The organism is Companilactobacillus mishanensis (genome assembly GCF_003946505.1).
Taxonomy (GTDB): domain Bacteria; phylum Bacillota; class Bacilli; order Lactobacillales; family Lactobacillaceae; genus Companilactobacillus; species Companilactobacillus mishanensis.
Window position 1 is genome coordinate 60,448 of the sequence record NZ_RHON01000007.1, and the last position, 26,993, is coordinate 87,440.

Below are 26,993 nucleotides of genomic sequence, written 5' to 3' on the forward strand. Positions count from 1 at the left end.
TCTCATAGATTAACTCTGCAACAAAAAATAACCTCCGCATATTACGGAGGTTATTTTCTTTTAAAAATTCTATAATAATTTATTCCCAATCGTAGTCTGTTGGATCTTCCAAACCACGACCTGTTGCTTTATCTAACATGATTCTTTGCTCAAAGTGTGCAACATTACGTTTTGTTTCTTTGACCATATCTGGGTTAACAGATACATAGTCGATACCACTTTGAATCAAGAAGTTTGTAAAGTCAGGGAACTCTGATGGTGCTTGTCCGCAAATTGAAACTGTCTTTCCATCTTTGTGTGCAGCTTTGATCAAATGACGAATTGCACGTTTAACTGCAAGGTTACGTTCGTCAAACAATCCTGAAACTGTATCATTGTTACGATCACAACCAAGAAGTAGCATTGTTAAATCGTTTGATCCAATTGAGTATCCATCAATATACTCATTAAATTTATCTGCCAAAATAATATTTGAAGGAATTTCTGCCATCATGTAAACTTTGAAGTCTGCACCTCTTTCAAGACCTTGTGCTCTCATGATTTCAGTAACTTTTTTAGCTTCATCAACTTTACGTACGAATGGAATCATTACGTTCAAGTTCTTCAATCCAAATTCATTACGTACTTTCTTAACAGCTTCCAATTCAAGCTTGAAGGCATTGATGTATTTAGGATCGTAGTAACGTGAAGCACCACGCCAACCTAGTAAATCAGCTGGTTCATGTGGCTCGTAGTCTTCACCACCTTTAAGGTTACGATATTCGCTTGACTTGAAGTCTGATAGACGTAGAACAACTGGACGAGGAGCCATTGCACGGGCAACTTTAGAAACACCGTCAGCTAACATATCAACAACTTTTTCTGGATGTCCTTGGTCGATCAAGTATAGAGGATGTTCATGGATATATGATGTCCAGATGAACTCTTCACGCATTAAACCAATTCCGTCTGCTGGAAGTGATGAGTATTTGTCAGCTAAGTCTGGATCACCTAAGTTCATCATGACACCTGTTCCTGTTGGAGCAAATGTTTCAGCAGCAACAACTTGTCCTGCAACTGGTGCTTCAGCAGCTGGTTTCTTCAAAAGACTTTCAACCTTACCTGCATATACAACACCATTCTTAGAATCAACAGTTACTACATCACCATCTTTAAGTGCATCTGTAGCAGCAACTTGGCGGCTTTCTGTACCAACGATACATGGAATCTGCATTTCACGAGAAACGATAGCAGCGTGACAAGTCATACCACCATTATTTGTAACGATGGCTGCAGCCTTCTTCATAGCTGGAACCCAGTCAGGAGAAGTCATCAATGTAACTAGAACTTCGCCGGCTTTAAATTGATCAATATCTTTCGGATCATCAATAACGTGAACTGTACCACTTGCTATACCAGGGCTGGCTGGTAATCCACGAACAACGACCTTAGCATCTGATTGAGCAACCACGTTATCATCTCCTGAGTCATTTTTATGTTCTTTATTATGTTGTGACCATACAGTTTCTGGACGAGCCTGAACGATCCATAGACGATCTGTGTTGACGTCCAAAGCATATTCCATATCCATGTAACAGCCGTAATGCTCTTCAATTTTCTTAGCATAACCGGCCAATTCGAGAATCTGGTCATCTGTTAAAACTTGTTTCTCTTGTAAGTCTGCTGGCACAGCATCTTCAACCGTTCCACCATCAGAAATACGATTTAATTGAATAGTTTGTTTAACAACAGTTTTATCAACGATCTTCATTGTTTTCTTATCGATGATAAAGTGATTTGGAGTAACTTTACCTAAAACAATATACTCTCCTAAACCACGAATTCCATCAATAGTAATCTTAGTATCATCACCATTGGCAACATCAACTGAGAACATGATTCCTGATGCCTTTGAAAAGACCATCATTTGAACCGCAGCTGATAGAGCAACTTTTTCATAAGGGAATTGTTGCTTGTGACGGTAATATGTAGCACGATCAGTAAATAGTGAAGAATAACATTCTTGAACTCTATTAACTACGTCGTCAGCACCCTTGATGTTGAGGTATGATTCCTGTTGACCAGCAAATGATGCATCTGGTAAATCTTCAGCAGTAGCAGAAGATCTAATAGCAACAAATGGATCCTTTTGACCAACCTTTTCTGAGAGTTCAGCGTAAGATTTTTTAATGTTCTCTGCTAAATCGTCTGGCATTTTAGCGCCAACAATCAAATCACGGATCTTCTTGCACATAACTCGAAGTTCATCGGAATCCTCGTAATCTTTCATTCCGTTAAGCAAGTCATTTACTTTATCATTTAGACCCGTTGCATCCATAAAATAACGATATGCATGGGCAGTGGTTGCAAAACCATAAGGTACAGGGACATCCATTGACGATGTCATTTCACCTAATGATGAAGACTTCCCACCAACCAAATTCACATCTTCTCGATGTAATTCGTTAAACCATAAAACATTTGCTTCGTCGCGACTACTCATGATGCTACCTCCTGAAATGTTAAATAAAATAAACAGATTTGTGAAAACGTTTCCACTCACAACTTAATTGTAGAGCATATACTCGTTAAGTGTAAAGATGTAATTTGGTTATTATGTATTATTTATTATATATAACGTGTTATATCAATAAAGTAAACGGCAATGATTTGGTTAACGATAATCAGGAGTAAAAAAGTGTAGATTTCTTATGAAAAAATTAAGAATTAGAATTCGATTCTAATGTAAATTTAATTAAAATTGCCCCCAATATTCTTCGTTAGATTTAACAAATTGATCAGTCTCAGATTCCACAATATCGTCCTCCATTCTGCTAACTCCTTGTATTCCTATTTATACTAAAAAAAGTCGTTGAATGAAATATATTTCATTCAACGACTTTTATGTTTGAAGTGCTTTAAGGAATACGGTCGCCTAGGTGACCCCATAAATTATTCTAAGTGGCGGTAGCCACGAAGAATAATTAGTTAAGCTTCTTCTTACTTACAACATTCAAATTGTCATCCATGTCATAAACAACTGGTTCACCAGTTGCCATTTCAACGTCCATGATGTCAGCATCTGAAATGTTTTCGATGTATTTTGTTAGGGCACGTAGTGAGTTACCATGTGCTGCAATGATAACGTTCTTGCCGTCTAACAATTTAGGAGCGATTTCGTCTTCCCAGAAAGGAATAACACGTTCCAAAGTAACTTTAAGGTTTTCTCCACCTGGAATGATCTTTGGATCCAAGTTTGCGTAACGACGGTCTTTTGCTGCTGAACCTTCGTCTGTAGCTTTCAATAATGGTGGCAATGTATCGTATGAACGTCTCCAAATATGTACTTGTTCATCACCATATTTTTCAGCTGTTTCCGCTTTGTTCAAGCCTTGGAGTGCGCCATAATGACGTTCGTTCAATCTCCATGTCTTTGTTTCTGGAATCCAAAGTTGGTCACAGCCTTCAAGAGCATAGTGCAATGTCTTGATAGCACGTGTCAATACTGAAGTATAAGCTTGGTCAAAAAGGATACCTTCTTCTTTAAGAAGTTTACCAGCGTTTTGAGCTTGCTTTACGCCTTCTTCACTAAGGTCAACGTCGACCCATCCAGTAAATTGGTTAGATAAATTCCATTGACTTTGTCCGTGACGAATGAAAACTAATTTTGCCATTTGATTTCCTCTTTTCATATCTTTAACAAGTTACATTTTACACGAATTCCCAGCGAAAAAAAAGTGAATAGAGTCACTCATTACGCTAACCTGTCAATTGACATACGCTTTCATTAAAAAAATCCATATGCAGCTGAATCAAATTCAGTCACATAAGGATTTTTAGTGTTTATAAATTGGAGTTTCGACATCGTTCAATGTTGAAATATCCATCTTAACTTTGGCATTCTTGTTCAAATAGCCATTAACATTTTTGTTACCAGCAAATACTGCAGTAACCTTGTCGGTACCATCAAGTAAGTTCGTTACAACACCGGCATTTTGATCCTGTGTCATAACTATTGGAATTATTTCGACACTATATTTTCTCAAACCTAATAGTCGTTTGTAGAAATGAGAATCGATCGATACGAAGATTGTAGCTTGCATATTACGCAGGGCTTGGTTCTTCAACCACCAGAAAATCAAATCTTCATCACTGGCAAATGTACTGATCAAGACGTTTCCACGTGAAAATAATTGGATAAATGGTTCATCCTCTGTATAACTCTTGATCAGAACTAATGTACCGTCTTGGCGATAAAAGTTTTCACGGATTACTCGATTAGGATTTTGTGGATCATAGAATTGTGTGGCCGAGTTAACACCGTTAACGTCAAAAATATCACGACTCAATAACTTACGGTCATCATAATGACGAATGATCTTAAGTTGATTCTTGTTATCACGAGCAACTTCCATAATCAAATTGTCATCATCATAAACTTTGTCGATATTCTTTTCGTTATCATGCTCAATACGATAGTTATCTTCAAAAGGAATTTCAGCTGGTGAGACTGCCACGTTTTGATTGCGGCCTTGCAAATCATTGTACATATTTAATAAGTAAGAATTAGGATTTACCAGACCAGAATTCTGATAATCAGCCCAAGTTTGGTTTGCCATATCATCATATGAAACAGTGATTGTATTTGCTAAAAATCCGTGGTCATTGAAAGTATCTGTCAATTGGCGCCACATTTGGCTTTCGCCATCATCAGGATTGATATCAAGATGGTCGTGGAAAATAAAGTAATTACGATTTGGATCTAAGAAAATCTCATTTGCCATCTCATCAGAATCAAACCACTTCTTCAAGGAAGTATTGATCTTGTCGATTTGGTCGTTAGTTTGGGCACGTGCATTATCTTGATCATCGCCCAAACTACGCAAGACGTAATTATAATAACTACGTGATGAAAGCAATTCATGACGTAATTGATTCTTCAAAGTTGTTTCCTGACTCTTTAAACTGTCTAACTGGCTTTCAGTACCTTCCCAGTCGTTATTGTTCTTAGCTGGAACAGTTTGTTCCTCGTAATAATAACCGTTCAGCTCAGGACCGTCAGGACGAACAGAAGCATTATCATCAGGCATATCTGCATCAGTAATATGATCAACAGGTGGTGTAGCTTGTGCTGACATATGTACATCTGGATCAGCTTGTTGCTGTTGCTGAAGGTGATCCGGAGTCGAATTATCATCCTGCGGATAAGGTGGCACACTACTAAAGTGGCTTTGATCATTATTTAGCTGTGATGCATTATTAAAATTAGATTGATTACCAGCAGTTTCACTGGACTTTTTATCTCTATCAAAAAATGACATACCCTAATCTCCTCTATTTAACAAATCAATTACTAACATTATATAAAACAAAAGCACCCAATAGGGTACTTTTTTATTTTTTAAGATTTTTTCAGTCTAAATTTGTGCCTCTTCGGTTTCTTTGGTCCTCCAATTTGATGCACCCCTAATATATCTAATAGGAAGACAAAAATTGGAATACCGATGATCAATCCCCAAGTTCCAATTAATTCTTCAGAAACAATCAAAACAACAAAGGTGAAGAATATTGGTAAATGAGTCATGCTGGACATAAATTGTGGATTCAAGAAATATGTTTCGATCAAGTGAATCACGATGACCATGATAATTATGTAGATAACGTATTTCAACCCATCAACTGAATATGCGACGAAACTCAACGGTATCAACGAAATAATTACACCAGCAACTGGAATCAACGAAAGTATAAAGACCATCGCGGCTAGTGCGATAACACCAGGCATCTTCATGAATATCAGAGTTATTGTTGTCAAAACAGTATTTACTACGGCAATCATCAATTGTGCTTCAATTACAACACCAAAAGTATTGATGAACTTTTGACCATAGTATCTAACATCATCGAATAACCAGCTGAAGTTACTATTCAAGAATTGACGTCCAAATGAGTTCATATCCTCGATTTGAGTCGTATAAAAGAAACTCAATAGGAAGGAAATGAAGATATTGAATCCGACCGCACCAACACTAGTGATGTAATTTACCACCTGACTGGCAGCAGTTTTGATTTGGTTATCCAAATTGATCTGTTGCAAGTATTGATAAATGTAGTTCAAATATTGATTATCTCGAACTTCTTTACTGTGATAAAACTTAGTCAACGAATCGAATATTTTGACAGATTGACTGACGAGCTGTGGAACATAATTGGTAATTGCAAAAACCAATAAAGCAATAATCAATATGTAAACAGGTGCGATTATCCAAATCGGCTTGACGTTAAAGTGTTTCTGCACTGCACGAACCAATTGAACAGACAAAAAAGTAAATATGAAAGTCAGCAAGAAGAGACTTAACATACTGCGCAATAGATAGAACAATAAAATCACTACAAGTAGTAAGACTGCCCTTCTCAAGCGTTTGTTAGCAACGAACTTATCGTATACGCTCATACAAAATACTCCTTAGGGAACAAAAGTACATATCAAGATAACTATTATCATCATCATAACAGTTTCGATAGTGTATCTATAATACCAGATTATAGCCGTGAACTCACGAAACATAGCAGGCCATTTAAAAATCGGCATCGTGATAGATGGAATAAAGTTAGCTTTCACCCCAATGCTTTGAGCAAAACGTTTTGCCCTGGGGATATGAAACTCACTCGTCACTATCAAAATCTTAGGTAACTTATTTTCCCGCCAATGTTTCTTGATTTTAATAGAGCAAAACTCCAAATTCTCCGTCGTGTTTATTGATTTATCTTCTATAATAATTCTTTCGTCGGGGATCCCCGCTTCCACAAGGTATCGATGCATAATGCTGGCTTCAGTCCGGTCAGTTCCGATACTCTTTCCCCCACTTACTATAATGAAAGGTTTATCTTTTAATTCGTTGTAAGTTTGGACAGTTTTTTCCAACCTGGACATCATAATTGGAGGAATCCTGTCAGTCATGAATTTGGATCCAAGCACAATAATATAATCGGCTTGAGATTGTTTTTCATCACGAGAGTAATAACGGACATAAAAATAATAAATTCCCATGATAATTAAAAACATTAAGTCGACTGAAAAAATAAACGCTGTATAAATTGTGAAAAAGTGCGATAGATGAGGCTCGCTGTGCATTTTTATAATTGGTGGAATAAGACAGAACAAAAAAATTATAACTGCTACTAAAGTTGGCAATGGATGTTTGCTGAACAAATAACGAACATTCAAAACCAAAGCGATCTCAAGTAAAGTGATGATAATAACGTATATATAGTACGGCATTTGAAATCCCTCACTCAATAAAACTAAGTTTAGTTTATTGATTACTTCAAAATCTTTAAATAATTATCCCTATTTATTAACATTATAACCCGAAATAATAAATTGCGAATAGAAACCTTTAGGGCACACGTAAGAAAAGACCAGTCATACGACTGATCTTTTTAATATTTATTTTTTAATTTATATGTAGTATATAAATTAATTTATTATTTAGCTGTGTATGTTGCGTAACTATCCATTACCCATTCGTTTGTAGAAACACGATAGTAAGTATGACCGTTGTAAGTCTTTTGTTGATCAGTATACCAACCAGAGTTGTTTGCTAAACCACGGTTAGATTTCTTGGTAGAACCGTCATTTTGGAAAGCAACAAGTGGAGTTGCATAGCTAGAAGGATTGTTAACAAGAACAGATCCCACAGCGCCGTTGTCTACGCCACCATTATTACCAGTGTTATTACCACCAGCATTTGTACCGCTCTTCATCTGGTTGTAATAAGTATTAACTAAAGCAACAAATTGATCCATACCATAGTTCCATTTAGCAAAGTAGCCAGTTGGATCAGTATGGTTTGTTTCACCGTACATCTTAGATGTTTGATCATGTGATACAACAGTCTTTCCATATTCAACTGGAAGACCATATTGAATCAACTTAGATGCAACATAGTAGGCATCATTTGAAACCGAACGTGCAAATTGATCAGTTGTACTTACTTCGCAAAGCTCAACTTGGATGTATTTTGCGTTAGCAGTTGGACCAGCACCCCATACACCATAGTCAGCACTATGAATATTCAAAATTTGTGTATCATCAACAAAGGCGTGAACGTAAGTTTGAATCGTTGGCCAGTTGTTATTGAAATATGATACTTCATCAGCAGCGGTTGCTCCTGGTGTGGCAGTTTCGTGAACAACAACACCTTCTGGTTTACCAACACCATTTTCATAAGGGATCCATTTGTTGAATGTACCTTCTGTATAAGTGATTGATACCGGTTTGATGTTATTATCAGCTATATAATTGTTGATCCATGAGTCAGCTTTTGCTTCTTGGATGAATGTCTGAGGTGTAGCTTGTGTTGTAGCAACAAAGCCAACTCCAGTCAAAGCAGCCGCAGTAGCAAGGCTAGCTATAAATTTTTTATTTAAAAACATAAATAAACCCTTCCCACAGTTAATTTTCCTAACTAATTCAGTTTAACAAGTTTTTTTCTATTTATGCTAAAAGTAATTAAATTGTAATAATAAGGTAACTTGGAGGTATCACAACGCCGAGTAACTTAATCAAAAGTCGTTAGGCAACTAACCATAGTCAACAAAAGCCGTAATAGTGGGGTTTAAAAAAATCAAATCAGGATTATCTTAATCAATATTTCAATACGATATATTATGATTGAATCGCCGTAACGGTTGTAAACGTATACACCTAGATGAAAACGCAAAAAAAAAAGACAGCCAAATCGGCTGTCAAATTTTTTAATATCCTGCAAATGTTGAATAAGTATCTTCAACCCATTCGTTAGTAGAAACACGATAGTAAGTGTGACCATTGTATGATTTTTGTTGATCAGTATACCAACCAGAATTGTTAGCCAATCCACGGTTAGATCTCTTAGTAGTTCCATCATTTTGGAAAGCAACAAGAGGAACAGCATAACTATTAGGATTCTTAACAGTAACAGAACCCTCACTACCAGATACTCCACCGTTATTGTTAGTGCCAGGAGTACTATTAGTAGCACCACCATCATTCTTCAATTGATTGTAATACTTAGCAACCAAATCGTTGAACTGGTTCATGTCATAACCCCATTTAGCAAAATAGCCATCAGGATCAACGTGATCAGTACCACCAAATTTTTGACTAACTTGATGATGAGAAATTACAGTTTCGCCAGGAATATCAGGCAAACCATATTGAACCAAACGATAAGCAGTATAGTAAGCCTGGTTAGCCATAGAACGAGCAAATTGATCAGTAGTACCTACCTCACAAACCTCAACTTGGATAAATTTGGCATTACCGTAAGGACCGCAACCCCAAACACCGTAATCAGCACTAGAAATATTGATAATCTCAGTATCATCAACAAAAGCATGAACATAAGATTGAATATTCTTCCACTCACGATTGAAGAAAGTAACCTCATTTTCAGCAGTAGCACCAGGATCAGCAGTCTCATGGATGACAACACCCTCAGGCTTACCAACACCATTTTCATATGGGAATTGTTGGTCAAAAGTACCAGTACGATACTGAATAGACACCGGTTGAATACCATTATTAGCAATATAATTATTAATAGCAGAATCAGCCTTAACCACTTGAACACCAGCAGGTGAAACAATCGAAGAAGTCACAAACCCAGCCCCAACAAGAGCCAAAGAAGTAACCAAACCAGTTAACCATTTATTTTTAGAAAACATATTCTCCCCCTATTACAAATCATTGTAATAAGCCTAACAAAAATATTTCCATAATAACCACAGTAATATTTTTGTAACGGAAAATTAAACATTAAGTATTAAAAAACAAGAGAGAGCTTACGATTCTCTTACCATTAAGATGTAAAAAAAATGGCAAGAGGGAGTTATACGACCTCGAGCCATTTGCATTACCACTATAAATAATTACAAAAAAAACTAAAAAAAGAAATTTACAATCCAAGCAGGATCTAGGTGCAGGAATCAAATCGGTTTCGGCTCAGTGTTGAGATTATTCTTAGTGTGCGAAGCACGCTTAGAATAAGGCTAAGTTTCAAGACTTACGAAGTAAGGCTCGAAATTATGCCCAACACGTTCCAGCCGAAGAAACCGATTTGATTCCGGAACCGGAAAGACTCCTACTTGCTAGCTGTAAATTTTGCATAATAATCGGAAACCCACTCGTTCGTCGACACCCGATAATAAGTATGCCCCTTATACTGCTTCTGTTGATCAGTAGCCCAAGGAGTCTTATCAGCCAAACCGCGAGTTGGCACAAAAGCACTACCATCAGCTCTAAAACTCAATAGTTGAACGTAATCACCCTCAGGATCAGTAACGTCAACGATACCCTTATATGGGTTAGAAGCTTCTACCTTGTTATTGTTATCAGAACCAGCATCTGTACTAGGCTTTGTAGCTGCACCATTGACACTACCAGTTGCTTTTAAATTGTTGTAATACTTACCAATCAATTCATTGAATTGATTCATATCGTAGCCCCATTTTGAGAAGTAACCATCTGGGTCTGTATGATTCGTTTCATGCCACATTGTACCTGTTTGCTTGTGTGACACTACAGTCTTACCCGGTTCCATTGGCAAGCCATATTGAAGCAATTTAGATGCAATATAGTATGCATCGTTTGAAATTGAACGTGCAAACTGATCAGTTGTTCCTACTTCACACAATTCGACTTGAACGTATTTTGCGTTGGCTGTTGGACCAGCGCCCCAAACTCCATAATCTGAACTGTGAATATTGATGATTGAATTTGCATCTACGAAAGCATGCACGTATGTATATAATTTTTTCCAATTGTTATTGAAATATGCGACTTCGTTTTCTGCAGTAGCACCAGGAGTTGCTGTTTCGTGAACTACTATTCCTTCTGGTCTACCAACACCATTTTCATATGGAATCCAACGATTGAATGTTCCTTGACGATATTGAATTCCCACTGGCGTAATATTATTAGCCTCGATATAACTGTTGACCCACGCATAAGAAGCCTTAACTTCTGATGTCCCAATCAGTGAATCTACTTGTGATGTTGCAACAAAACCTATACCTGTTAATGCGACACTTGTTGCCAAACTCGCAATTAATTTCTTCTTTGAAAACATAATAATCCCCCACTGTTTTATGTTGCAATAAAAGTTTAGCAAATAAAATATACCCAATTCACAAAGTCACACGTTTGTAACCTTAAAGTAAACTATAAGACTTAAAAAACTAAATTCATGAAAACCTTTTTCGTAGCTTAGCCTTGATATTATCGCGATGGTAACGTAAATTACGATCACTACATTCGTACTTATCTGCTAACTTAGATAAAGGAATCTGTTGTATAAAACAGTCGAAAAATAATCCACGTTCAAAGTCCGTTAAACAATCCAAATCAAAATCTTCAAAGAAGTCTTCAGAAGTAACCTGCTCAACTCGTTCGAAATCGAACACTTCTAATGAATGAATATCAAAAAACTTTTTTTCACTTCGTAATAAATCAGTCATCCGCCAAACTAATTTTTGGAAAATATAGACGTTGAACTTCTCAACATTCCTTTCCTCAGCCAAATAATCAACGTACGCCTTAGCATAGATTATCATCGCCTCCTGGACGTAATCCTGATAGTTGTCGTTCATCTGGTAGATATGTACCCGCTTCATAACCCCGTGAATCAATTGCTCGTTCTCAATAGCTTTGGCAAATCCAGTCGTCAGATCCATTGTGAGTCTCCAATATTTTTAACTCACAAGCGCTTGTGGTAATAACAATATATCCAATAATGAAATGTAATAATAATTGCCAAGTCGTCACGCAACATCCTGATAAAACTGAATTCTCTTTTTAGCAGAAATCACCAATCGCTATCTATCAACCTTCAGAAAATAAATACAACTAGATAGATTTCATTTTCGATAATCTGCGTAATTTAACTTTGTAGCTTTCCACGAACGACACTTCGACGTCATCCTTGGAAAATTCTTTTAGAACTCTCAACGTGATACTATCGGTAAAAATAGTCACGTCTGCAAATTTCTTCGGCAACGTCAAATGAGTGGCACAGTTACATCCAACAAACTGTCTCACCAACCCAGCGTGTGCCGAAAACACAGCCGTTCCGTGCATGGATTCAGTTGAAATGATCCAGGCATCTATATGAAACTAACTAAAGTAACAAGCATCATGTAATCTTCCACTTAAATTCCCTTGTGGAAAATCCAGATTGATCTTTTCGCCAAATATCGTTGTGAAATTGGCGATTTTTTGTGTCTGTTTGAATTCTTCAATCATATGAAGACCAATCCAATCAGCACTGAACTTGGAACTCCCTGTCATGGGCATGTAAAGTGTGGTGCCATTGACCAATGGAATATTCCTCTTGATCAATGAAATTTCAGCCACAACTTTTGAGTATAAAATTCCTCCACGGTTTATTTTGTTGAAAGTGTTCATCAATTGCTTCGTAGTTCTATCAATCAAGAAGACACCTTGCTCAGCATGGATAATTATCGAACGGCCATATTGAGCGTATTTCTTATCTAGGGAAATAACGGCAATCATCTTCTCATCAATTTCAAAAGTCTCATGCAGATAAAGGCACTCGATATTCTTGATCAAGTATTCTCTATCCAGACATTGCCCTTCAAATTGATTGAAAATTTTATAATTAGTAATTTCTTTAACCTCCTGTATTTGATTCTTCTGCCATAACCCCACGTTTTTAAATAACAAAAAAACCGTTCCCATTCGGGAACGGCTCAAAGAAACTATTAGTTTGTAGGTGTAAATAAACAATATTTTCCGTTGACCCAGCCAGCTGGTACTTCATACCAAGTTTGACCATCAACGATTTGTTTTGAAGTAACTTTCCAAGTAGTACCATCTGCTAAACGGGTTCCGATAAACTTGTTGTTTGCGGCTGGACTATTGTAAACATTAACACCATATCCAGGAATGTAATTGATTTTTACAGTACCTTCAACAGTCTTGATGTAGTTTGATCCGAGTACTTGCACATCGTTGGCATTTACCCATTGATCAGTTGAAACTCTATACCAAACAGACCCATCTGAATGAGTTGATTTTTTATCGGTTCTCCAATCAGTTCCGTTAACCAAACTCATAGTCAATAAATTATGTTTTGCATTATAAAGTTTCGCACTTGGAGTAGCAGTTACACGTAAGATATCAGGATAATTTACCACAACATCTTCAGCTGAATCGTCAGTATCAGGCATTTCTGATTTTTGAACAACATCAGCAGCGGCAACATAAGCATCTTTTCCAACGACAAAGAACTTGTTACCTTTTTCATCCAAGATATAAGCCTTAGTCTTCCATTCAGAAGAATATGGCAAAATCTTGCTTGTAGGTGAATTGCTATTAGCAGCACTATAAACGACTGCACCTGCATCGCTTGTAACGACCAACGTGTCATCAATTGGCTGTGGAGGTTGAGTCTCAGTTCCACCTTCTGATTGAAGTTGGATATCTGTTGCTAAAACATATTCACTATTTGATACCTGGTAGAAAACATTTCCACTAGGATCAACAACTTTGGAAACAACTTTCCAAGCTGTACCGTAACCTAAAGCGCGAGCTGAAGGTCTGTCGATAAAGGCACTGTCATAAATTTGCGCATTGTCGAGGTTAGTAACCACTGCGACATCTTTCACGCTAGTTTGTACACCATTGACGACACCAACGTTACCGTCATTAGTATCACCTGAACCTGAATTACCATTATCAGTTGAACCAGTATCTGTATCAAATCTAGTTAAATTGTATTGTGCGATTATATTATTTAATGATGAGGCATAGTTTGGTGCAGTAGCATATCTGCCTTGTAACCAAGCTGTCGCATCTTTATATGAAGAAGTATTCTCTTTCCATGTACCACTGTAATAGCTTGTGTTCCACTGCAAACCATTACGTAACTTGTCACCATTATCCAAGAATGATTCGTAGAAACTTGGATATTTTCTGAAGTTGGCATAAATTTGATACCAACCTTGATCAGCACTCCATTCACTCGTTGGCATTGAAACGTAGGCACCATTGTAGTCACCTTTGATACCAAACAAGTTATTAGCGTCAGTTGCCAAATCAGATTGACCCCAGCCACTTTCTAGGATAGCTTGTGCCATCATTACTGAAGCGTACAAGTTATATTCACCAGCAGCTTTTTGAGCCATTGGACCAGCCATAGCTATAAAGTTGTCTTGTTGTGAATTAGTTGCAGCTTGTGTAACTGATCCATCTGAAGTAGCACTACGTTCGAGAACTGTACCAGAGTTAGTAGGCAATTGGCGGGCATTTGTTTCAGGTGAACTAGCAATAGCTTGTTGAGCTTCGCTAGCCTGTGCTTGAGTCTCTGAAGGAGCTTGAGCAGTGCTTGAACTATCTGTAGCAGTCTCATCAGAAGCTGGAGCAGTAGCTGAAAAGGCCTCAACTGCGCTATCAGTTTCTCCTGATTCAGCAGTCGTGCTATCTGTTGGCATATTATTTTCATTTACTCCGTAAGGTGTTGTACTTCTGCCTTGTACAGCCGAAGTGTCATCTTGAGTATTTGTATCTGTCGAAGCGCTTGGAGCCTCTGCAATGGATGATTCGGTCACTGGAGCGCCTTGAGCGTCCATAACACTGGCAACTGTTGGATCCTTAACTGAGTTCTCAGCGTTGGTATCTTGTTCAGTATCACCATTATTTGTGTCTTTATCATTTGTAGAAACAGCGGCATTGGCGTGGGATGTGGTTGATGAAACTCCAATAGCAGCAAGGAAACTTGCGAATGCTGTTGAAGCTACCCATTTTTTATTCATAGTTCGTTTCCCCCAATTGTTATTCTATAAGTTAGCCTACTATGGATTATTTTTAGCTTCAATAATAACGCGATAAATGTAACTTTATCTAAACAATTACCATATAAAATCTTAATAATTTTTGGAAAATTTGGCCTTAGAAAAAAATGCAACGTCCCTAATACAGACATTGCATTCGTAGATTAATCGTTAGTTTCAATAAAATCAACGTATTCAGCTTCGATCCACTCGTTATCTTGAGCAATACGGTAGAAAACTTTTCCATCTTCGCCAGTACCCTTAGCATCTGTGTACCAAGAAGATTGACCTTTAACGAATTTATCCTGTAGCATTTTGCGGTTTGCTTCATAAGTATCGAATAGGAAAACAACATAGCGTTCATCTTGATTTACTTTTACAATACCTTGTACATTTTCAAGCATTGTTATACCACCCTTTACAACTTCTGTTATTGTTCATTATACATTAAGACATAAAAAAAAGACCCGCACAAACGAGTCTTAGTAAAGTTTTAAAGTTGTTGTTATTTTACTGTAACACCGGCACCATCAGGGACCCACTCGTCAGTTGAAACACGATAGTAAGTCTTGCCATCTTTGCCAGTAGCAGTCATGTCAGTAGCCCAGTTAGAATTACCAGCTAAACCACGTTGAACACGACTACCATTTTTGCCAAATAGATCGTAAACAAATCCATCAGGACCAGCCAATTTAACAGTAGCGTAGCCACCAGCGATGGAAGTGAAGTTAGTCAAACCAGGAGTTGAGTTTCTGAAAGTAACATCAGAAGCATTTACCCATTCGTGAGTAGAAACACGATATTGTTTGACACCAGTCTTAGTATTGACACGGAATTTGTCAGTAGCCCAGTTAGTATTTGGAGCCAAAGCACGAGTACTGTCGCTAGTTTCGTCGTTAGTTAAACGAGAAACCGAGCTGTTAGTGATTACATAACCAGGTTGGTCAGTTTCTTTCCATACACCGATTGTGTAGTCAGGATCTGGGTTTGGATTGTTTGTATCTGGATTTGGTGTGTTTGTGTCAGGTTTTGTTGTTGGTTTTTCGTTTGGATCATTAACTTTGATTTGACGTACGAAGGTAATTGAATTGTTTTCTGGATGAACGGCATTTCCATAGATTTTATTACCATTTACAGAAATTATTTGTGAACCATTTTGATTCATATTTGAATATATATCCCAAACTTTTATAGCCTTATCAAAAGTTAGAGTTACGGGCTGGTAAACTGATGCACCTTTCAATTGGAAAGTAGGTCCAACTTCGATCTCATTCTTACCATTGATGGCATCGTCAGAGTTTGCATAAAACTTCCCACTTGGTTGTGCAATATACGAAACATTATTACCATTCTTATCTTTGACACTTGTTCCATTTGTTGCACTTGAAGTATGTTTAACGTCAACTGTCTTATCACCAACATTTACGTTAACGGGATCTTTATATGTGATAATCATATTATTAGCAGGGACAACATCTTTACTATTGTTTATATAATTAATTTGTCTATTTATCATAAATTTGTCGTTTTGGGCGGAATCCGTAACTATAAGATCAATGCTAAAACTATTTCCGTTACCATATTTAACCATATTATTGATATCTGCCTGTAAGTCGGATTTTGTTCCACCTGGACTTGCAGTTGTAACCTTGTATCGTAATGAATCTACAGAACTTATTGTCGATTGACCTTCTTTATCAATTGTATTTTTGACATTTTCTGGTAACTCATCATATTTCAGTGTTGAATCATAACTATTTACAATATCAGAGAAATCAGGCAATGGATTATTGGAATATATTTTATTTGGAATTGCATTTACGGCCATAATCGCCATATCCATTGGTTTTGGAGAATCCGGTGTTGTACTTGTATCTTTACCACCTGCTATTTTCCCAAAAAAGTTTCCAATTTGACCAGCAATATCCTTGACTTTGTCAAAAAGACTCGTTAATTGTGACAAATCAGGCAAACTTGCCCCCACTCCCTGTGTTGTCTTGATCGATTCAACGTTCAATGATGCGGCGTTGGTAGTTGTGGTAGTTACTGGAGTTAGCGCCAATAGAACGGCCACAGCAATCCCAGCATATTTTGTTTTTTTCATTCCCCTATCCCCCAGAGTAATTTTTTAAAAACATCTATTCATTAAGATTTTATTAAATATACACATACTAATCAATGATTATTTAAATTTAACTTGAATTATATCCAAAAAAATAGACCCACATTTCTGTGAGTCTAAATAGTATTAATTAAATGTAACACCTGAACCAGCTTGTACCCATTCGTCAGTTGATACACGGTAGAATGTATTTCCTTCTGAATCTGTTGCTGATTTGTCAGTGTACCATGCTGAATTGCCGGCTAAGCCACGATTTGAGCGACCACCATTAATTCCAAACAAAGCATAAACGAATCCGTCTGGACCAGCTAAGCTGATTGTGTGATGTCCTGTAAGATCAGATACATTTGAAAGGCCAGAACCATTTGAAGTTGTGCCACCAAATGTAACATAGTCAGAACTTACCCATTCATGTGATGAAACACGATATTGTTTTTCACCAGTCTTAGAATTTACACGATATTGATCAGTTTGCCATGCAGAGTTTGCGCCCAATGAACGAGTAGTAACGTCGTTATCATCGTTGTGCAATGGTGCAAGAGAACCGTTAACTGTAACAATACCTGAGTTTGGTGTCATGCTCCATGTTTCGTCTGGAGTTGTGTCAGTATCAGTATCTGTGTTGTTGTCATTGTCATTGTCATTAGGTTGTGTACCGACGGCTAATTCACGTACGTATGTGATTGAGTTAGTTGTTGCACCAGTTGCTAGTCCATCTTTTTGATTGACCTGATATTGAAGGGCTTTATTTCCATTAATGTTTAACTCTGAACCCCGTGCATGTTGCATTGAATTATAAATACTACCAATATTTACTACCTCGGGATCAAAATTCAAAGTAACACGTTGATAATATTTTGCACCATCTTGTGTGAAAGTTGTACCAGTGTTAGCTATGCCACTTTTACCACCGGCATTTGCAGCGTCTTCAGAAGTATACAAATTAGGATCAACATAAGCTGATGTATAAGCAACATTAGTTCCACTTTCATTTGTAACTGTTGCAGTCACACTGTCAGTCAATTTCTGATTAACCACTTTTGTGTTAAGTCCGATAGCAATAGGATTAGTGAATTGAACATTTAGTCCATTTGCGGCAGTTGTAACAGTTTTATTGTTAGTAAATGTTACTTGTTTTGTGTTGATAGCAGTAGTTTTACTCTTAGATGTATCGTATGAAGTAAAGGTTACAGAAACTGATTCGCCATTTCCATTTTTAACCATGTTGTCAACAAGTACGTTAAAGTCATTGTCATCGCCACCAGAAATTTTGTACGTAATATTGTCGGTTTTTTTAATAGTTGCAGCATCAGTATCATTAACCAATTTTAATTGGGTCATCAAATCAGAGAAATCCGAAGCACTAAACTCTTTATTATTGTCAGCTTTTAAAAAATCAAAAGTTGGAATCTCAGAATCATTGTTATAAGTTTGGTTAGAAATCTTATTAACAATATCCGTAGCTGTTGCTTCTTTAGTGCCTTCTTCTGGCTTGTTAACAACTTGATTCATAATTTTGTTCAAGAGGTCTTTAACGCCAGGAATAATTTTATCAGCTTGTTCTTTGAGTTCATCCCAACCCTTTGTAAGCCAATCTGGTAATTTAGTTGCAGCTGCGGTTGTTGCAGTGTTAGTTGTAGCAGCATTTACTGTTGTAGCACTTGTAGCTACTGGAGCGACTGCAAGTAAAGTAGCAGCCACAACACCAGCGTATTTAATATTTTTCTTCATAAATATCCTCCCCAGGATGTCTGAATTTGTAGTCCCCATTAAATGAACCACGTAATACCAGATTATATAAAATTGATATTATATTCAATCAAAATATTTTTATTTTATACAAACTTAAATTAAACTCCACAAAATAAGGACCCTCTTTCGAGGATCCTTATTTAGTTATCCCATAAATACAGTTTTCATAAGTCCACTTCAATAAATCATCGACATCATCAGTCTCATAATATTTAGAAAGCATTTCATTGAAGACGTCCATTTGTTTCTCATTGATATTTAAAACACCAATGCCATTTCTAATCATTAAATAGTTGGCAAAAAGGATTGCGGTTCTTTTATTACCATCCCAAAAATATTGTTTTCTCATCATAGAATACATTAAGTGGATGATTGACTCGGTGGAAGACATCGATTGGTTGTTTTTAAACATATCAATATCATTCCTGAGCTGCTTCTCTGTTGGGATAACTGGCTCATAATCAACGCCACCAATTTGAACATTACCAGTACGGATTTCTCCCGGAATCAGTGCATCATCCCTTGCAACAATTTCATTTATCTTTTTTGCAATTTCAATCGGTGAGGAGTCGGTTGAAGTTATAACATAATCCCAAGCTCGTTTTAAATTAACGATGACTTGGATATCCTCAATTTTTACACCTGCAACACTCATCCCATCTACAATCGTTTGAGTTTGTGGAAGAGTAGTATTTACGCCTTCAAATCTAGAATTAGAGTGAATTAATTGAACAAAATTTTTCTTGGCAACAAATTTATTTTCTTTTTCAGTTAAATTGAATTTATCTGTATATTTTGTCATCAATGTCATCCCTTTTTGTTGTATTATGTCTTAATTTTAAACTAAAAGTTTACGGTTTGTATACTTTGACATCAAAAGTTTAGGAACCGTACACTCAAACACAAAAAAAGAACCCTCTTTCGAGGATCCTTTACAATCTAATTATTTAAATGAAACGCCTGCTTCAAGTCTTACCCATTCATCAGTTGAAACTCGATATACTGTGTTTCCCTCTGAATCAGTCGCTTGCTTATCTGTTTGCCAAGCTGAGCCTTGACCTAAGTTACGTGTTAATTTTTTACCATTTGTATTATATAGAGGATAAACTTTATCTTTGTCTGCTCCACTTAAACTGATTACGTGATGTCCTTGTAAATCTGTAATGTTTGTCATAGCAGTTTCAGATGTTGCTTCGTTAGCTTCTGTTTGAACAAAATCGACCATGTCTGAATTTACCCATTCATGTGTTGAAACTCGGTATTGAATTTCGCCACTTTCATTGTTGATACGGTACTTATCTGTTTGCCAGCCAGTGTGCGCATCGATTGAACGAGAAGTAATCTTGTTATCATCATTGTATAAAGGACCAGCTTCGCCCTTAACAGTTACAACACCGTGCAGATTGTTGATACTCCAACCATCGTTAACTTCATCTGGACGATCGATTGTAGTTGGTTCTTCCCCAACGGTAACTACACGAATGTATGTAATTGTTTTGTTGGTTGTATCTACATTTGTTGATGTAGCAGTATTACCGTTGAATGTAATCAAGTTGCTCTTGTCATTTACCATCTTATTGTAAATCGCATTAACATCAACGTCAGCATTCTTAAATGAAATCGTAACTGGTTGATAGAATTTGTCACCTTTATTATTGAAAGTTGAACTAGTTACAATATTTCCGGTACGAGTTCTTGCACCATCTTCAGTTTGGTAAATTTCACCCGGCACTGCTGAAAATGGCATCATTGTTCCATCTTGATTGGTAACACTAGCGTTTACAGTATTTGAAAGTTTTGCATCAACTGTTTTTGATCCAACTTCAACATTTAATGGACTGTCAAAATTTACATGTAATTCAGTTGCTGGAGCAACGATTGCACGATTATTTGTCACGGTAATTGAAGTTCTTACTATTTCTTTACCATTTTTAGAATCTTTAGCTTTTGGATTTTGATTTTGATAAATAACCTGTAAGCCAAATGTTATTTGAGCACCATTTCCCTTGCGAGAAACTTCGTCATATTTATAACGGAAATCAGATTCTGTTTCACTATCGGCTGGTGTGATTTTATATAAGTAGTTTTTTGAAGATGTATTCGGACTGTTAAGTACTTGCATAGCACCCTTACTTGCAATCGGATCTAACAAGTTGGTCTTCATTAATACATCAAAGGTTACTGGTTTATTAAATTGTGTTGCCATCATGTCATCTAAGGATTCCATGCTTGATTGATTGGTAGTTCCGTCGTAAGTCATACCTTTTAAATTAGGAACTTCTTTTTGAACTTTTCCATCATCAATAGGAATAAACTGTGATAAGTATTTATTTGAAAAATTGTTCCAGAAATCTGCCACAGATTGAAGTGGATTCAACATTCCCGGATTGATTGCTGCCTTAGTGGTAACATTCGTTGCTGCATCTACGGTAGTAGTTTGAAATACGACTGGTGCCACGGCCAGAAGTGTTGCAGTTGCCAAGCCTGCATATTTGATTCGTTTCATGGTATCCTCCCAGGATATATAAATATTTTGTAGTAGTACCCAGCGTGTTAGCACGCACAACCAGCTTATAAAACCTAGGAAGTCTCAACAACGAAATTTTTATCACCTTAAGTTAAACTTAACTTTAAATTTACACAAAATTTACAATAACAAAAAAAGACCCGCAATTATGCGAGTCTAAAAGTAAAAAACTATTTAACTGTAACGCCGCTACCCATACGTACCCATTCGTCTGTAGATACACGATAGTATGTGTTGCCAGCTGCGTCTGAAGCTTTTTTATCAGTTGCCCATGATGACAATCCAGCCAAACCACGTGTTGCGTTTGTACCATCTGTCTTGAACAATGTGTAAACAAATCCAGCAGGTCCATCAAGTGAAAGTGTCTTCATTCCACCGAGATCTTGGACGTTACCTAAGCCGTCACCTGTTACAGTTCCGTCATTAAAGTTAACATCTGCTTCGTTTACCCATTCATGAGTTGAAACACGATATTGTTTGGCACCAGTTTTAGTATTTGTACGTACTTGGTCTGTTTGCCAATCAGTAGCAGGTCCCAATGAACGTGTTGTTAGCTTGTTATCGTCATTGTATAAGTGACCGATTGAAGTCTTAACAGTTACAACACCTTTAGTAGCTGCTGAAGTCCAGTCGCCATTACCAGGATCTGGTGTTGGTGTAGTTGTTTTACCAACTTGGATTGCACGTACGTATGAAATTGAGTTTGCGCCTTGATCGTAGTTAGCGGCAATTGCTTGTTTACCGTTAAATGTGATAGCGTATCCCGCAGTTCCGTTTTCAAAACCTTTTGAGATAGAAGAAACGTCAGCAGTTTTTCTGTTCAAAAGTAATGTAACTTTTTGATAGTAAGTTTGGCCATCTTGGTCAAACGTTTGTGACTTAAGAATGTCAGTTTTACCATCATCTAACAAAGCACTTGCTGAAGAAGTGTAGATGTTACCTGAAGGTTTTACAGTTGAAACAGCGATGTTCTTCTTGTTTTGGTCAAGAACAGTTGAGTCAACACTTGTTGTGTATTTTGGAGCTGATGTTGATGAGTTAACAGCAACATTCAATGGATCAGTATAAGTTACGTTCAAAGCTGTAGGAGCTTGTTCGATAACGTTCTTGTTACTGAATGTAACATTCTTAGTCGCTACTTGTGTCCCCTCAGAATCATAAGCATTGATTTGAAGAATTACATTTCCAGGTTGGCTAGTTGCTTCATTAACACGTGTTAAGTAGTCAGCATAGCTATATGGAGTACCAGTTGCGCTAAGTGCTTGAACAGAGAAAGTAACACCAGCATTGTTGACTGTTTTACGGTCGATACTGATAATTACACCAATCTCAGAATCTTTAATAGGTGATGTTTTTTCAAATGTATCGATACCTTGCTTAGCATTATATCCTGCTTCTGTCATGCCTGTTAAAGATGTCTTAAAAGCATCAGCTGAAGCAAAATCCTTATCAGACATTAGTGCCATGACACGGTCAGTTGCCTCTTGTTGACCTTGTTGAAGATTACCTGATGCGGCTTGAACAGTTTGTACATTTGAAGCATTTAAAACAGGTGCAGCAATAGGAGCAACCATCAATAAAGCGGCTGCAGTAATCCCTGCATATTTGATATTCTTTTTCATTCGTAAATCCTTCCTCAAAATTTATTTTGTTGAAAAAAATTTCCAATATCGTGGTATTAATAATTCCACAAAACTAGCATAGATAATTTTGTTCTAATAATCAACGTAATTATAATAACTTATGATTAATTGAAGTTTTAACTAAAAAAGGCCCGCATAAATGCGAGTCTTTCAGTTTATATTTTATATACTTGTGTTGGAATTATGAGTCGGAATTGAAACTATTTACTATTTAACAGTTACACCGCTGCCCATACGTACCCATTCGTCAGTAGATACACGATAGTAAGTATTTCCGGCTGCATCAGTTGCGGATCTGTCTGTTTGCCATGCTGTTAATCCGGCCAAACCACGAGTAGCATTTGTACCATCAGCCTTGAACAATGTGTAAACAAATCCAGCAGGACCGTCTAATGTAAGAATCTTCATATCGAAGTTTTGGAAGTTACCAAGACCGTCACCTGTTACGGTACCGTCATCAAATGTAACGTCAGTATCGTTAACCCATTCATGAGTTGATACGTGCCATTGTTTTTGACCCGTCTTAGAATTTGTACGGTATGAATCTGTTTGCCAACCTGAAGCTGGAGCTAATGAACGTGTAGTCATCTTGTTGTCATCGTTGTATAGATGTGCAAGTGATGATTTAACAGTTACAACACCTTTAGATGGAGTTGTTACCCAGTCACCGTCAGTAACAGCTTTACCAACAACGATTGAACGTACATATGTAAGTGTGTTATCTTTTGCGCTATAGTTAGAAGCAATTGCTTGTTGGCCATTCAATGTGATTGTGTAGCCATCTTTACCTGATTGCATTCCTGTAGCAATATTACCAACTAATGTATCTTTAAGAGTTACAGTAACTGCTTGATAGTATGTGTTTCCTGCAGTCTTAAATGTTGAGTCAGTAAATGTATTTTCGTTAGTTGCATTCAAAGCATCTGTTTTGTTTGTGTAAAGTGTGTCTGAAGGAGTTGAACTTGCAATTTCAACTTCATTTCCGTTTTGATCTTCGATAGCAGGATCAACACTTGTTGAGTATTTAGGAGCTGAAGTTGATGAGTTAACGTCAACGTTCATTGGATCTGTGTATGACAAGTTAAGAGCAGTAGGATCTTCTGTAACTTGGTTAGCATTTGTAAATGTAATAACTTTTTGATTTACTTGATTGCCATTTGCGTCAAAGGCAGTAATTTGAAGACCCATTGATGCTGTGCCTTTTTGAAGATCACCAACGCTCAACTTGAAGTCATTAACGTTCTTTTGGACGTTATTATTCTTGTAACCAGTAACAGAAAATGTAAAATTACCGTCAGTGATGTTTTTAGCATCTTTATCAAGTAAGTTTGCACCAGTTACATCTCCCATAAAGTCGTATCCAGAGAGAGTACTGTAATCTACTTTTTTACCATAATTAGAAATAACATCAGCAAATGTTGATACTTCAGAGCTCTTATCATAAGATACACTGCTCATCATATTGAAATATTTGTTAAGTGATGTAGTTTGTGCTGAAGTTGGACCATCTGCAGCTTGTGCAACTTGTGTATTTGTTGTAGTTAAAACCGGTGCTGCGATTGGTGCAACAGCTAGTAAAGCAGCTGCAGCAATTCCGGCATATTTAATATTATTCTTCATTTTAAAAATCCTCCCCAGGATCTAAATTTTTGAATTTATTTTTTATTTAGTGGCATCCCACAAAAACAAGAATGATTGATATTGTGGGTGCAATGGTTTGATAACACCGTCAAGTTTTTGACCAGTGTATGTGTAACGGTTGTTTGTTTGTAGTGGACCTACAGTAGCAAATGCAGCAGCGTATGTGAAGTCAAGCTTTGTAGCATTGTTGTAGTCCTTAAAAGTTGAATCGAATGCGTTGTATGCATCCTCTTCAGTAGCATTGTCAAAAGTAGCTTTGGCAGTGTTTGAAGTTGTAGGTGCTGACAAGTTAAAAGCAGGTGCAGCAACTGGTGCAACCATCAATAATGTGGCAGCAGCAACTCCAGCGTATTTAATAGATTTTTTCATGTGGTATTCCTCCTCAAAATTCTCATAATTCTTAGGTAGTACAATTATAAACTAACATTCAAATGATTAATTTTCAAATATAAATGACATTATGAAATATTATCGTGATAGGAAATAATATTTGTAATGGATAAAAAACTAATTATTGCATTAATTTGTAAATGTTCGATACCTAAATACCAACGAGGAAATATTACAACAAATTTCATGTTTTGGAAAGCATAAATTCATACTTTTTTATTTTTTGTGAAATTTTTGTGAACAAATAAAAAAGTGTCAACTCTCGTAAACGTTGAGAGTCAACACTTTGCGGTTACCTTTTCGATTCAATTATCAGTTTATAAAGAAATATTACAATTTGATGAATTTTTCGAAATTGATTAAAAGATAGCCTTTTCAGTACGTTCCACATATTTTGCACCAAGTGTTTCTGAAAAAAGTTGAACAGTATCTTTCTCAAAAATCTTACTCGATACGATTTTTTCCATTGCACTGTGTGTAACTGCTTCCTCAAGATCCTCGTTAATATAATTTAACACAAGATCACGTTTCTTGCCTTCAGCAGTTTTGAATCTCATTTGTAGTTTTTTCATATTATTCTCCTATTAATATTATTGTGTAATATATTTATTGTGTAATACCACTTCTGCTTTTTGGAATTTATCCCCTTTTGAGATCAATTCCAGTGCTTCACCCAACAAATTAATTTGTTCTTGGGTCGGATTTGGGACAATATTATTAAAAGTTCGCACAATATATCCCTTTTCATAATTTTTATCGTTTGCCATTGTTACTCTAATAGATGTTTTTTCCCAGTCCATCAAAACTACCTCATTCCCTGATTTAGTAAGCTTTTGTTCAAGCCGGCTGAATTAACTTACACAAGTAATAACGTAAATAATTAAGGATTCGGAAATATTTCTTTATTAATACTATTTAAAAATATTAAGATTAGTTGTATATTAAGTACTGGTACTCGTTCCTAACAAATTTCTCATCGAAGTTTGTTCTAATTTGTCAATTCCTACGAATTACAATTTAGTAAGAAGAGCAGGCGTCCAACGCGCCTGCTCTTTTTGTGTCTAATGGGACATGATATAATACAAGTTAGTTCTTTTATTGGAGGGTAATACATGAAAAAATCAATCACGGTTTTAGTAACCATTGCTGCATCAGCTTTATTACTTGCTGGTTGTAGTTCAAGTTCCAACGGAGGAAACAGCGATCTTTACAACACAGCTATGGATAATGGTAATAGTGCTGTTAACAACAAGAATTATTCTGAAGCACTTGCGTATTACAAGTCTGCCGATGAAGCTAAGAGCGATAAATCCGCAAAAGCTAACGAGGAACAAGCCAAGGGTTTGGTAAAGGCACAAAACCTAATGGACAAGCACAGCCTTTCAACAGCAAAATCGACTTTGGAAGATGTACGTGATCAATCAAATGGTAGTTCTAAAATGAAAGATCGCGCCAAAGATATGTTGAAACAAGTTAAGAAAATCAAATCTAATAGAAGTGATTTGAACAAAGACATCAAAAATGCTTCTGACATGATCGACAGTGGAAGCACAGATTCAGCTATGAGTTTATTGAAGACAGTCTTCGACTTTAAAGGTATTGAAGGAAAATATTATTCAGATATCTATAAGAAGGCCGTTGACTTGATGTCACAAAATGCATCTGGTTCAGCTTCTTCAAACTCAAGCAACTCTGCAAATGACAAATCAAGCGACAATAACTCATCATCAAGCAACTCATCTTCATCAGCAGACAGTAATAATCCTGCTGCCAAAGGTGACTTCGATGTTGAGACACGTAAAGTTAATGGAAAGAATATTTCCGACAGTGACATCACAAAGGCTAGACAAGATTTAACTGATCAAGGTGTCAAAAACGTTGCTGCTTGGAGCGATAACGATATTGTTAAAGCTATCAAGAACGCGGCCAAAGACGGACGTTCTACTATTAAAGCTTCAGATATTAAAAACTAAACATTGATTCTAAACATCAAGAAGGCAGAATTCCAAACGGAGTTCTGCCTTTTTTTATTTATTTTATTGTATTGAAGCTTAAAGTCTAATATTCTTGAGTATGAAAACATTTATGTTAGAAATATGGGAGG

Annotated in this window: 22 protein-coding genes; 1 reads left to right on the plus strand and 21 read right to left on the minus strand. The window is 36.6% G+C overall.

From position 1 onward, the window contains the following. Positions 1–79: 79 nt before the first annotated feature. The 21 genes from ppsA to EKM63_RS08815 all read right to left on the minus strand — a co-directional run bounded on the left by ppsA (position 80) and on the right by EKM63_RS08815 (position 25,689). Positions 80–2,482, minus strand: coding sequence for a phosphoenolpyruvate synthase (gene ppsA / locus EKM63_RS08715; RefSeq protein ID WP_125705743.1), 2,403 nt, complete (start codon positions 2,480–2,482; stop codon positions 80–82). Between the two features lie 481 nt (positions 2,483–2,963). Further along, complete coding sequence (locus EKM63_RS08720; protein ID WP_125705745.1) at positions 2,964–3,653, minus strand: 2,3-diphosphoglycerate-dependent phosphoglycerate mutase; 690 nt, start codon at positions 3,651–3,653, stop codon at positions 2,964–2,966. Positions 3,654–3,815: 162 nt separating this feature from the next. Then, positions 3,816–5,300, minus strand: a complete 1,485-nt coding sequence (locus EKM63_RS08725; protein ID WP_125705747.1) for a hypothetical protein — start codon at positions 5,298–5,300, stop codon at positions 3,816–3,818. 80 nt (positions 5,301–5,380) lie between these two features. Continuing rightward, positions 5,381–6,433 (minus strand): AI-2E family transporter, encoded by a 1,053-nt coding sequence (locus EKM63_RS08730; RefSeq protein WP_125705749.1) that lies wholly within the window; start codon positions 6,431–6,433, stop codon positions 5,381–5,383. A gap of 12 nt (positions 6,434–6,445) precedes the next feature. Further along, positions 6,446–7,261: a YdcF family protein gene (locus EKM63_RS08735; protein ID WP_125705751.1), complete on the minus strand. Its 816-nt coding sequence runs from the start codon at positions 7,259–7,261 to the stop codon at positions 6,446–6,448. A gap of 206 nt (positions 7,262–7,467) precedes the next feature. Further along, positions 7,468–8,418, minus strand: a complete 951-nt coding sequence (locus EKM63_RS08740; RefSeq protein WP_125705753.1) for a peptidoglycan recognition protein family protein — start codon at positions 8,416–8,418, stop codon at positions 7,468–7,470. Positions 8,419–8,739: 321 nt separating this feature from the next. Continuing rightward, complete coding sequence (locus EKM63_RS08745; protein ID WP_125705755.1) at positions 8,740–9,690, minus strand: peptidoglycan recognition protein family protein; 951 nt, start codon at positions 9,688–9,690, stop codon at positions 8,740–8,742. Between the two features lie 416 nt (positions 9,691–10,106). After that, positions 10,107–11,093, minus strand: coding sequence for a peptidoglycan recognition protein family protein (locus tag EKM63_RS08750; protein ID WP_125705757.1), 987 nt, complete (start codon positions 11,091–11,093; stop codon positions 10,107–10,109). Positions 11,094–11,208: 115 nt separating this feature from the next. Then, the gene (locus EKM63_RS08755; protein ID WP_125705759.1) at positions 11,209–11,697 is read right to left on the minus strand and encodes a sigma-70 RNA polymerase sigma factor region 4 domain-containing protein; all 489 of its coding nucleotides are present in this window, start codon (positions 11,695–11,697) and stop codon (positions 11,209–11,211) included. 439 nt (positions 11,698–12,136) lie between these two features. After that, entirely contained in the window at positions 12,137–12,592 is a 456-nt protein-coding gene (locus EKM63_RS08760) for a competence protein ComK (protein ID WP_164504938.1), read from the minus strand. Positions 12,593–12,744: 152 nt separating this feature from the next. Then, the gene (locus EKM63_RS08765) at positions 12,745–14,796 is read right to left on the minus strand and encodes a glucosaminidase domain-containing protein (protein WP_125705763.1); all 2,052 of its coding nucleotides are present in this window, start codon (positions 14,794–14,796) and stop codon (positions 12,745–12,747) included. A 182-nt stretch (positions 14,797–14,978) separates the two neighbouring features. After that, positions 14,979–15,218: a hypothetical protein gene (locus tag EKM63_RS08770; protein WP_125705765.1), complete on the minus strand. Its 240-nt coding sequence runs from the start codon at positions 15,216–15,218 to the stop codon at positions 14,979–14,981. A 101-nt stretch (positions 15,219–15,319) separates the two neighbouring features. After that, positions 15,320–16,918 carry a hypothetical protein gene (locus tag EKM63_RS08775; RefSeq protein ID WP_125705767.1) on the minus strand — a complete coding sequence of 533 codons (1,599 nt, stop codon included), beginning with the start codon at positions 16,916–16,918 and terminating at the stop codon, positions 15,320–15,322. A 144-nt stretch (positions 16,919–17,062) separates the two neighbouring features. After that, the gene (locus EKM63_RS08780) at positions 17,063–18,667 is read right to left on the minus strand and encodes a hypothetical protein (RefSeq protein ID WP_125705769.1); all 1,605 of its coding nucleotides are present in this window, start codon (positions 18,665–18,667) and stop codon (positions 17,063–17,065) included. Positions 18,668–18,824: 157 nt separating this feature from the next. Continuing rightward, positions 18,825–19,490 carry a Fic family protein gene (locus EKM63_RS08785; protein ID WP_125705771.1) on the minus strand — a complete coding sequence of 222 codons (666 nt, stop codon included), beginning with the start codon at positions 19,488–19,490 and terminating at the stop codon, positions 18,825–18,827. A gap of 141 nt (positions 19,491–19,631) precedes the next feature. Beyond that, positions 19,632–21,194: a hypothetical protein gene (locus tag EKM63_RS08790; protein WP_125705773.1), complete on the minus strand. Its 1,563-nt coding sequence runs from the start codon at positions 21,192–21,194 to the stop codon at positions 19,632–19,634. Positions 21,195–21,385: 191 nt separating this feature from the next. Next, complete coding sequence (locus tag EKM63_RS08795; RefSeq protein ID WP_125705775.1) at positions 21,386–22,837, minus strand: hypothetical protein; 1,452 nt, start codon at positions 22,835–22,837, stop codon at positions 21,386–21,388. A gap of 228 nt (positions 22,838–23,065) precedes the next feature. Next, positions 23,066–24,478, minus strand: a complete 1,413-nt coding sequence (locus EKM63_RS08800) for a hypothetical protein (protein WP_125705777.1) — start codon at positions 24,476–24,478, stop codon at positions 23,066–23,068. Between the two features lie 42 nt (positions 24,479–24,520). After that, positions 24,521–24,868 (minus strand): hypothetical protein, encoded by a 348-nt coding sequence (locus EKM63_RS08805; protein WP_125705779.1) that lies wholly within the window; start codon positions 24,866–24,868, stop codon positions 24,521–24,523. 380 nt (positions 24,869–25,248) lie between these two features. Continuing rightward, the gene (locus EKM63_RS08810; RefSeq protein WP_125705781.1) at positions 25,249–25,461 is read right to left on the minus strand and encodes a DUF2922 domain-containing protein; all 213 of its coding nucleotides are present in this window, start codon (positions 25,459–25,461) and stop codon (positions 25,249–25,251) included. 18 nt (positions 25,462–25,479) lie between these two features. Further along, positions 25,480–25,689, minus strand: coding sequence for a DUF1659 domain-containing protein (locus tag EKM63_RS08815; protein WP_125705783.1), 210 nt, complete (start codon positions 25,687–25,689; stop codon positions 25,480–25,482). Positions 25,690–26,001: 312 nt separating this feature from the next. Here EKM63_RS08815 and EKM63_RS08820 point away from each other — a divergent pair, with 312 nt between their 5' ends. Continuing rightward, positions 26,002–26,862 (plus strand): outer membrane protein assembly factor BamD, encoded by an 861-nt coding sequence (locus EKM63_RS08820; RefSeq protein ID WP_125705785.1) that lies wholly within the window; start codon positions 26,002–26,004, stop codon positions 26,860–26,862. The last annotated feature ends 131 nt before the right edge of the window (positions 26,863–26,993 follow it).

Coding starts and splice junctions, on each gene's coding strand:
- ppsA (WP_125705743.1), bottom strand. CDS start 2,482: ATGAGTAGTCGCGACGAAGCAAATGTTTTATGGTTTAACGAATTACAT.
- EKM63_RS08720 (WP_125705745.1), bottom strand. CDS start 3,653: ATGGCAAAATTAGTTTTCATTCGTCACGGACAAAGTCAATGGAATTTA.
- EKM63_RS08725 (WP_125705747.1), bottom strand. CDS start 5,300: ATGTCATTTTTTGATAGAGATAAAAAGTCCAGTGAAACTGCTGGTAAT.
- EKM63_RS08730 (WP_125705749.1), bottom strand. CDS start 6,433: ATGAGCGTATACGATAAGTTCGTTGCTAACAAACGCTTGAGAAGGGCA.
- EKM63_RS08735 (WP_125705751.1), bottom strand. CDS start 7,261: ATGCCGTACTATATATACGTTATTATCATCACTTTACTTGAGATCGCT.
- EKM63_RS08740 (WP_125705753.1), bottom strand. CDS start 8,418: ATGTTTTTAAATAAAAAATTTATAGCTAGCCTTGCTACTGCGGCTGCT.
- EKM63_RS08745 (WP_125705755.1), bottom strand. CDS start 9,690: ATGTTTTCTAAAAATAAATGGTTAACTGGTTTGGTTACTTCTTTGGCT.
- EKM63_RS08750 (WP_125705757.1), bottom strand. CDS start 11,093: ATGTTTTCAAAGAAGAAATTAATTGCGAGTTTGGCAACAAGTGTCGCA.
- EKM63_RS08755 (WP_125705759.1), bottom strand. CDS start 11,697: ATGGATCTGACGACTGGATTTGCCAAAGCTATTGAGAACGAGCAATTG.
- EKM63_RS08765 (WP_125705763.1), bottom strand. CDS start 14,796: ATGAATAAAAAATGGGTAGCTTCAACAGCATTCGCAAGTTTCCTTGCT.
- EKM63_RS08770 (WP_125705765.1), bottom strand. CDS start 15,218: ATGCTTGAAAATGTACAAGGTATTGTAAAAGTAAATCAAGATGAACGC.
- EKM63_RS08775 (WP_125705767.1), bottom strand. CDS start 16,918: ATGAAAAAAACAAAATATGCTGGGATTGCTGTGGCCGTTCTATTGGCG.
- EKM63_RS08780 (WP_125705769.1), bottom strand. CDS start 18,667: ATGAAGAAAAATATTAAATACGCTGGTGTTGTGGCTGCTACTTTACTT.
- EKM63_RS08785 (WP_125705771.1), bottom strand. CDS start 19,490: ATGACAAAATATACAGATAAATTCAATTTAACTGAAAAAGAAAATAAA.
- EKM63_RS08790 (WP_125705773.1), bottom strand. CDS start 21,194: ATGAAACGAATCAAATATGCAGGCTTGGCAACTGCAACACTTCTGGCC.
- EKM63_RS08795 (WP_125705775.1), bottom strand. CDS start 22,837: ATGAAAAAGAATATCAAATATGCAGGGATTACTGCAGCCGCTTTATTG.
- EKM63_RS08800 (WP_125705777.1), bottom strand. CDS start 24,478: ATGAAGAATAATATTAAATATGCCGGAATTGCTGCAGCTGCTTTACTA.
- EKM63_RS08805 (WP_125705779.1), bottom strand. CDS start 24,868: ATGAAAAAATCTATTAAATACGCTGGAGTTGCTGCTGCCACATTATTG.
- EKM63_RS08810 (WP_125705781.1), bottom strand. CDS start 25,461: ATGAAAAAACTACAAATGAGATTCAAAACTGCTGAAGGCAAGAAACGT.
- EKM63_RS08815 (WP_125705783.1), bottom strand. CDS start 25,689: ATGGACTGGGAAAAAACATCTATTAGAGTAACAATGGCAAACGATAAA.
- EKM63_RS08820 (WP_125705785.1), top strand. CDS start 26,002: ATGAAAAAATCAATCACGGTTTTAGTAACCATTGCTGCATCAGCTTTA.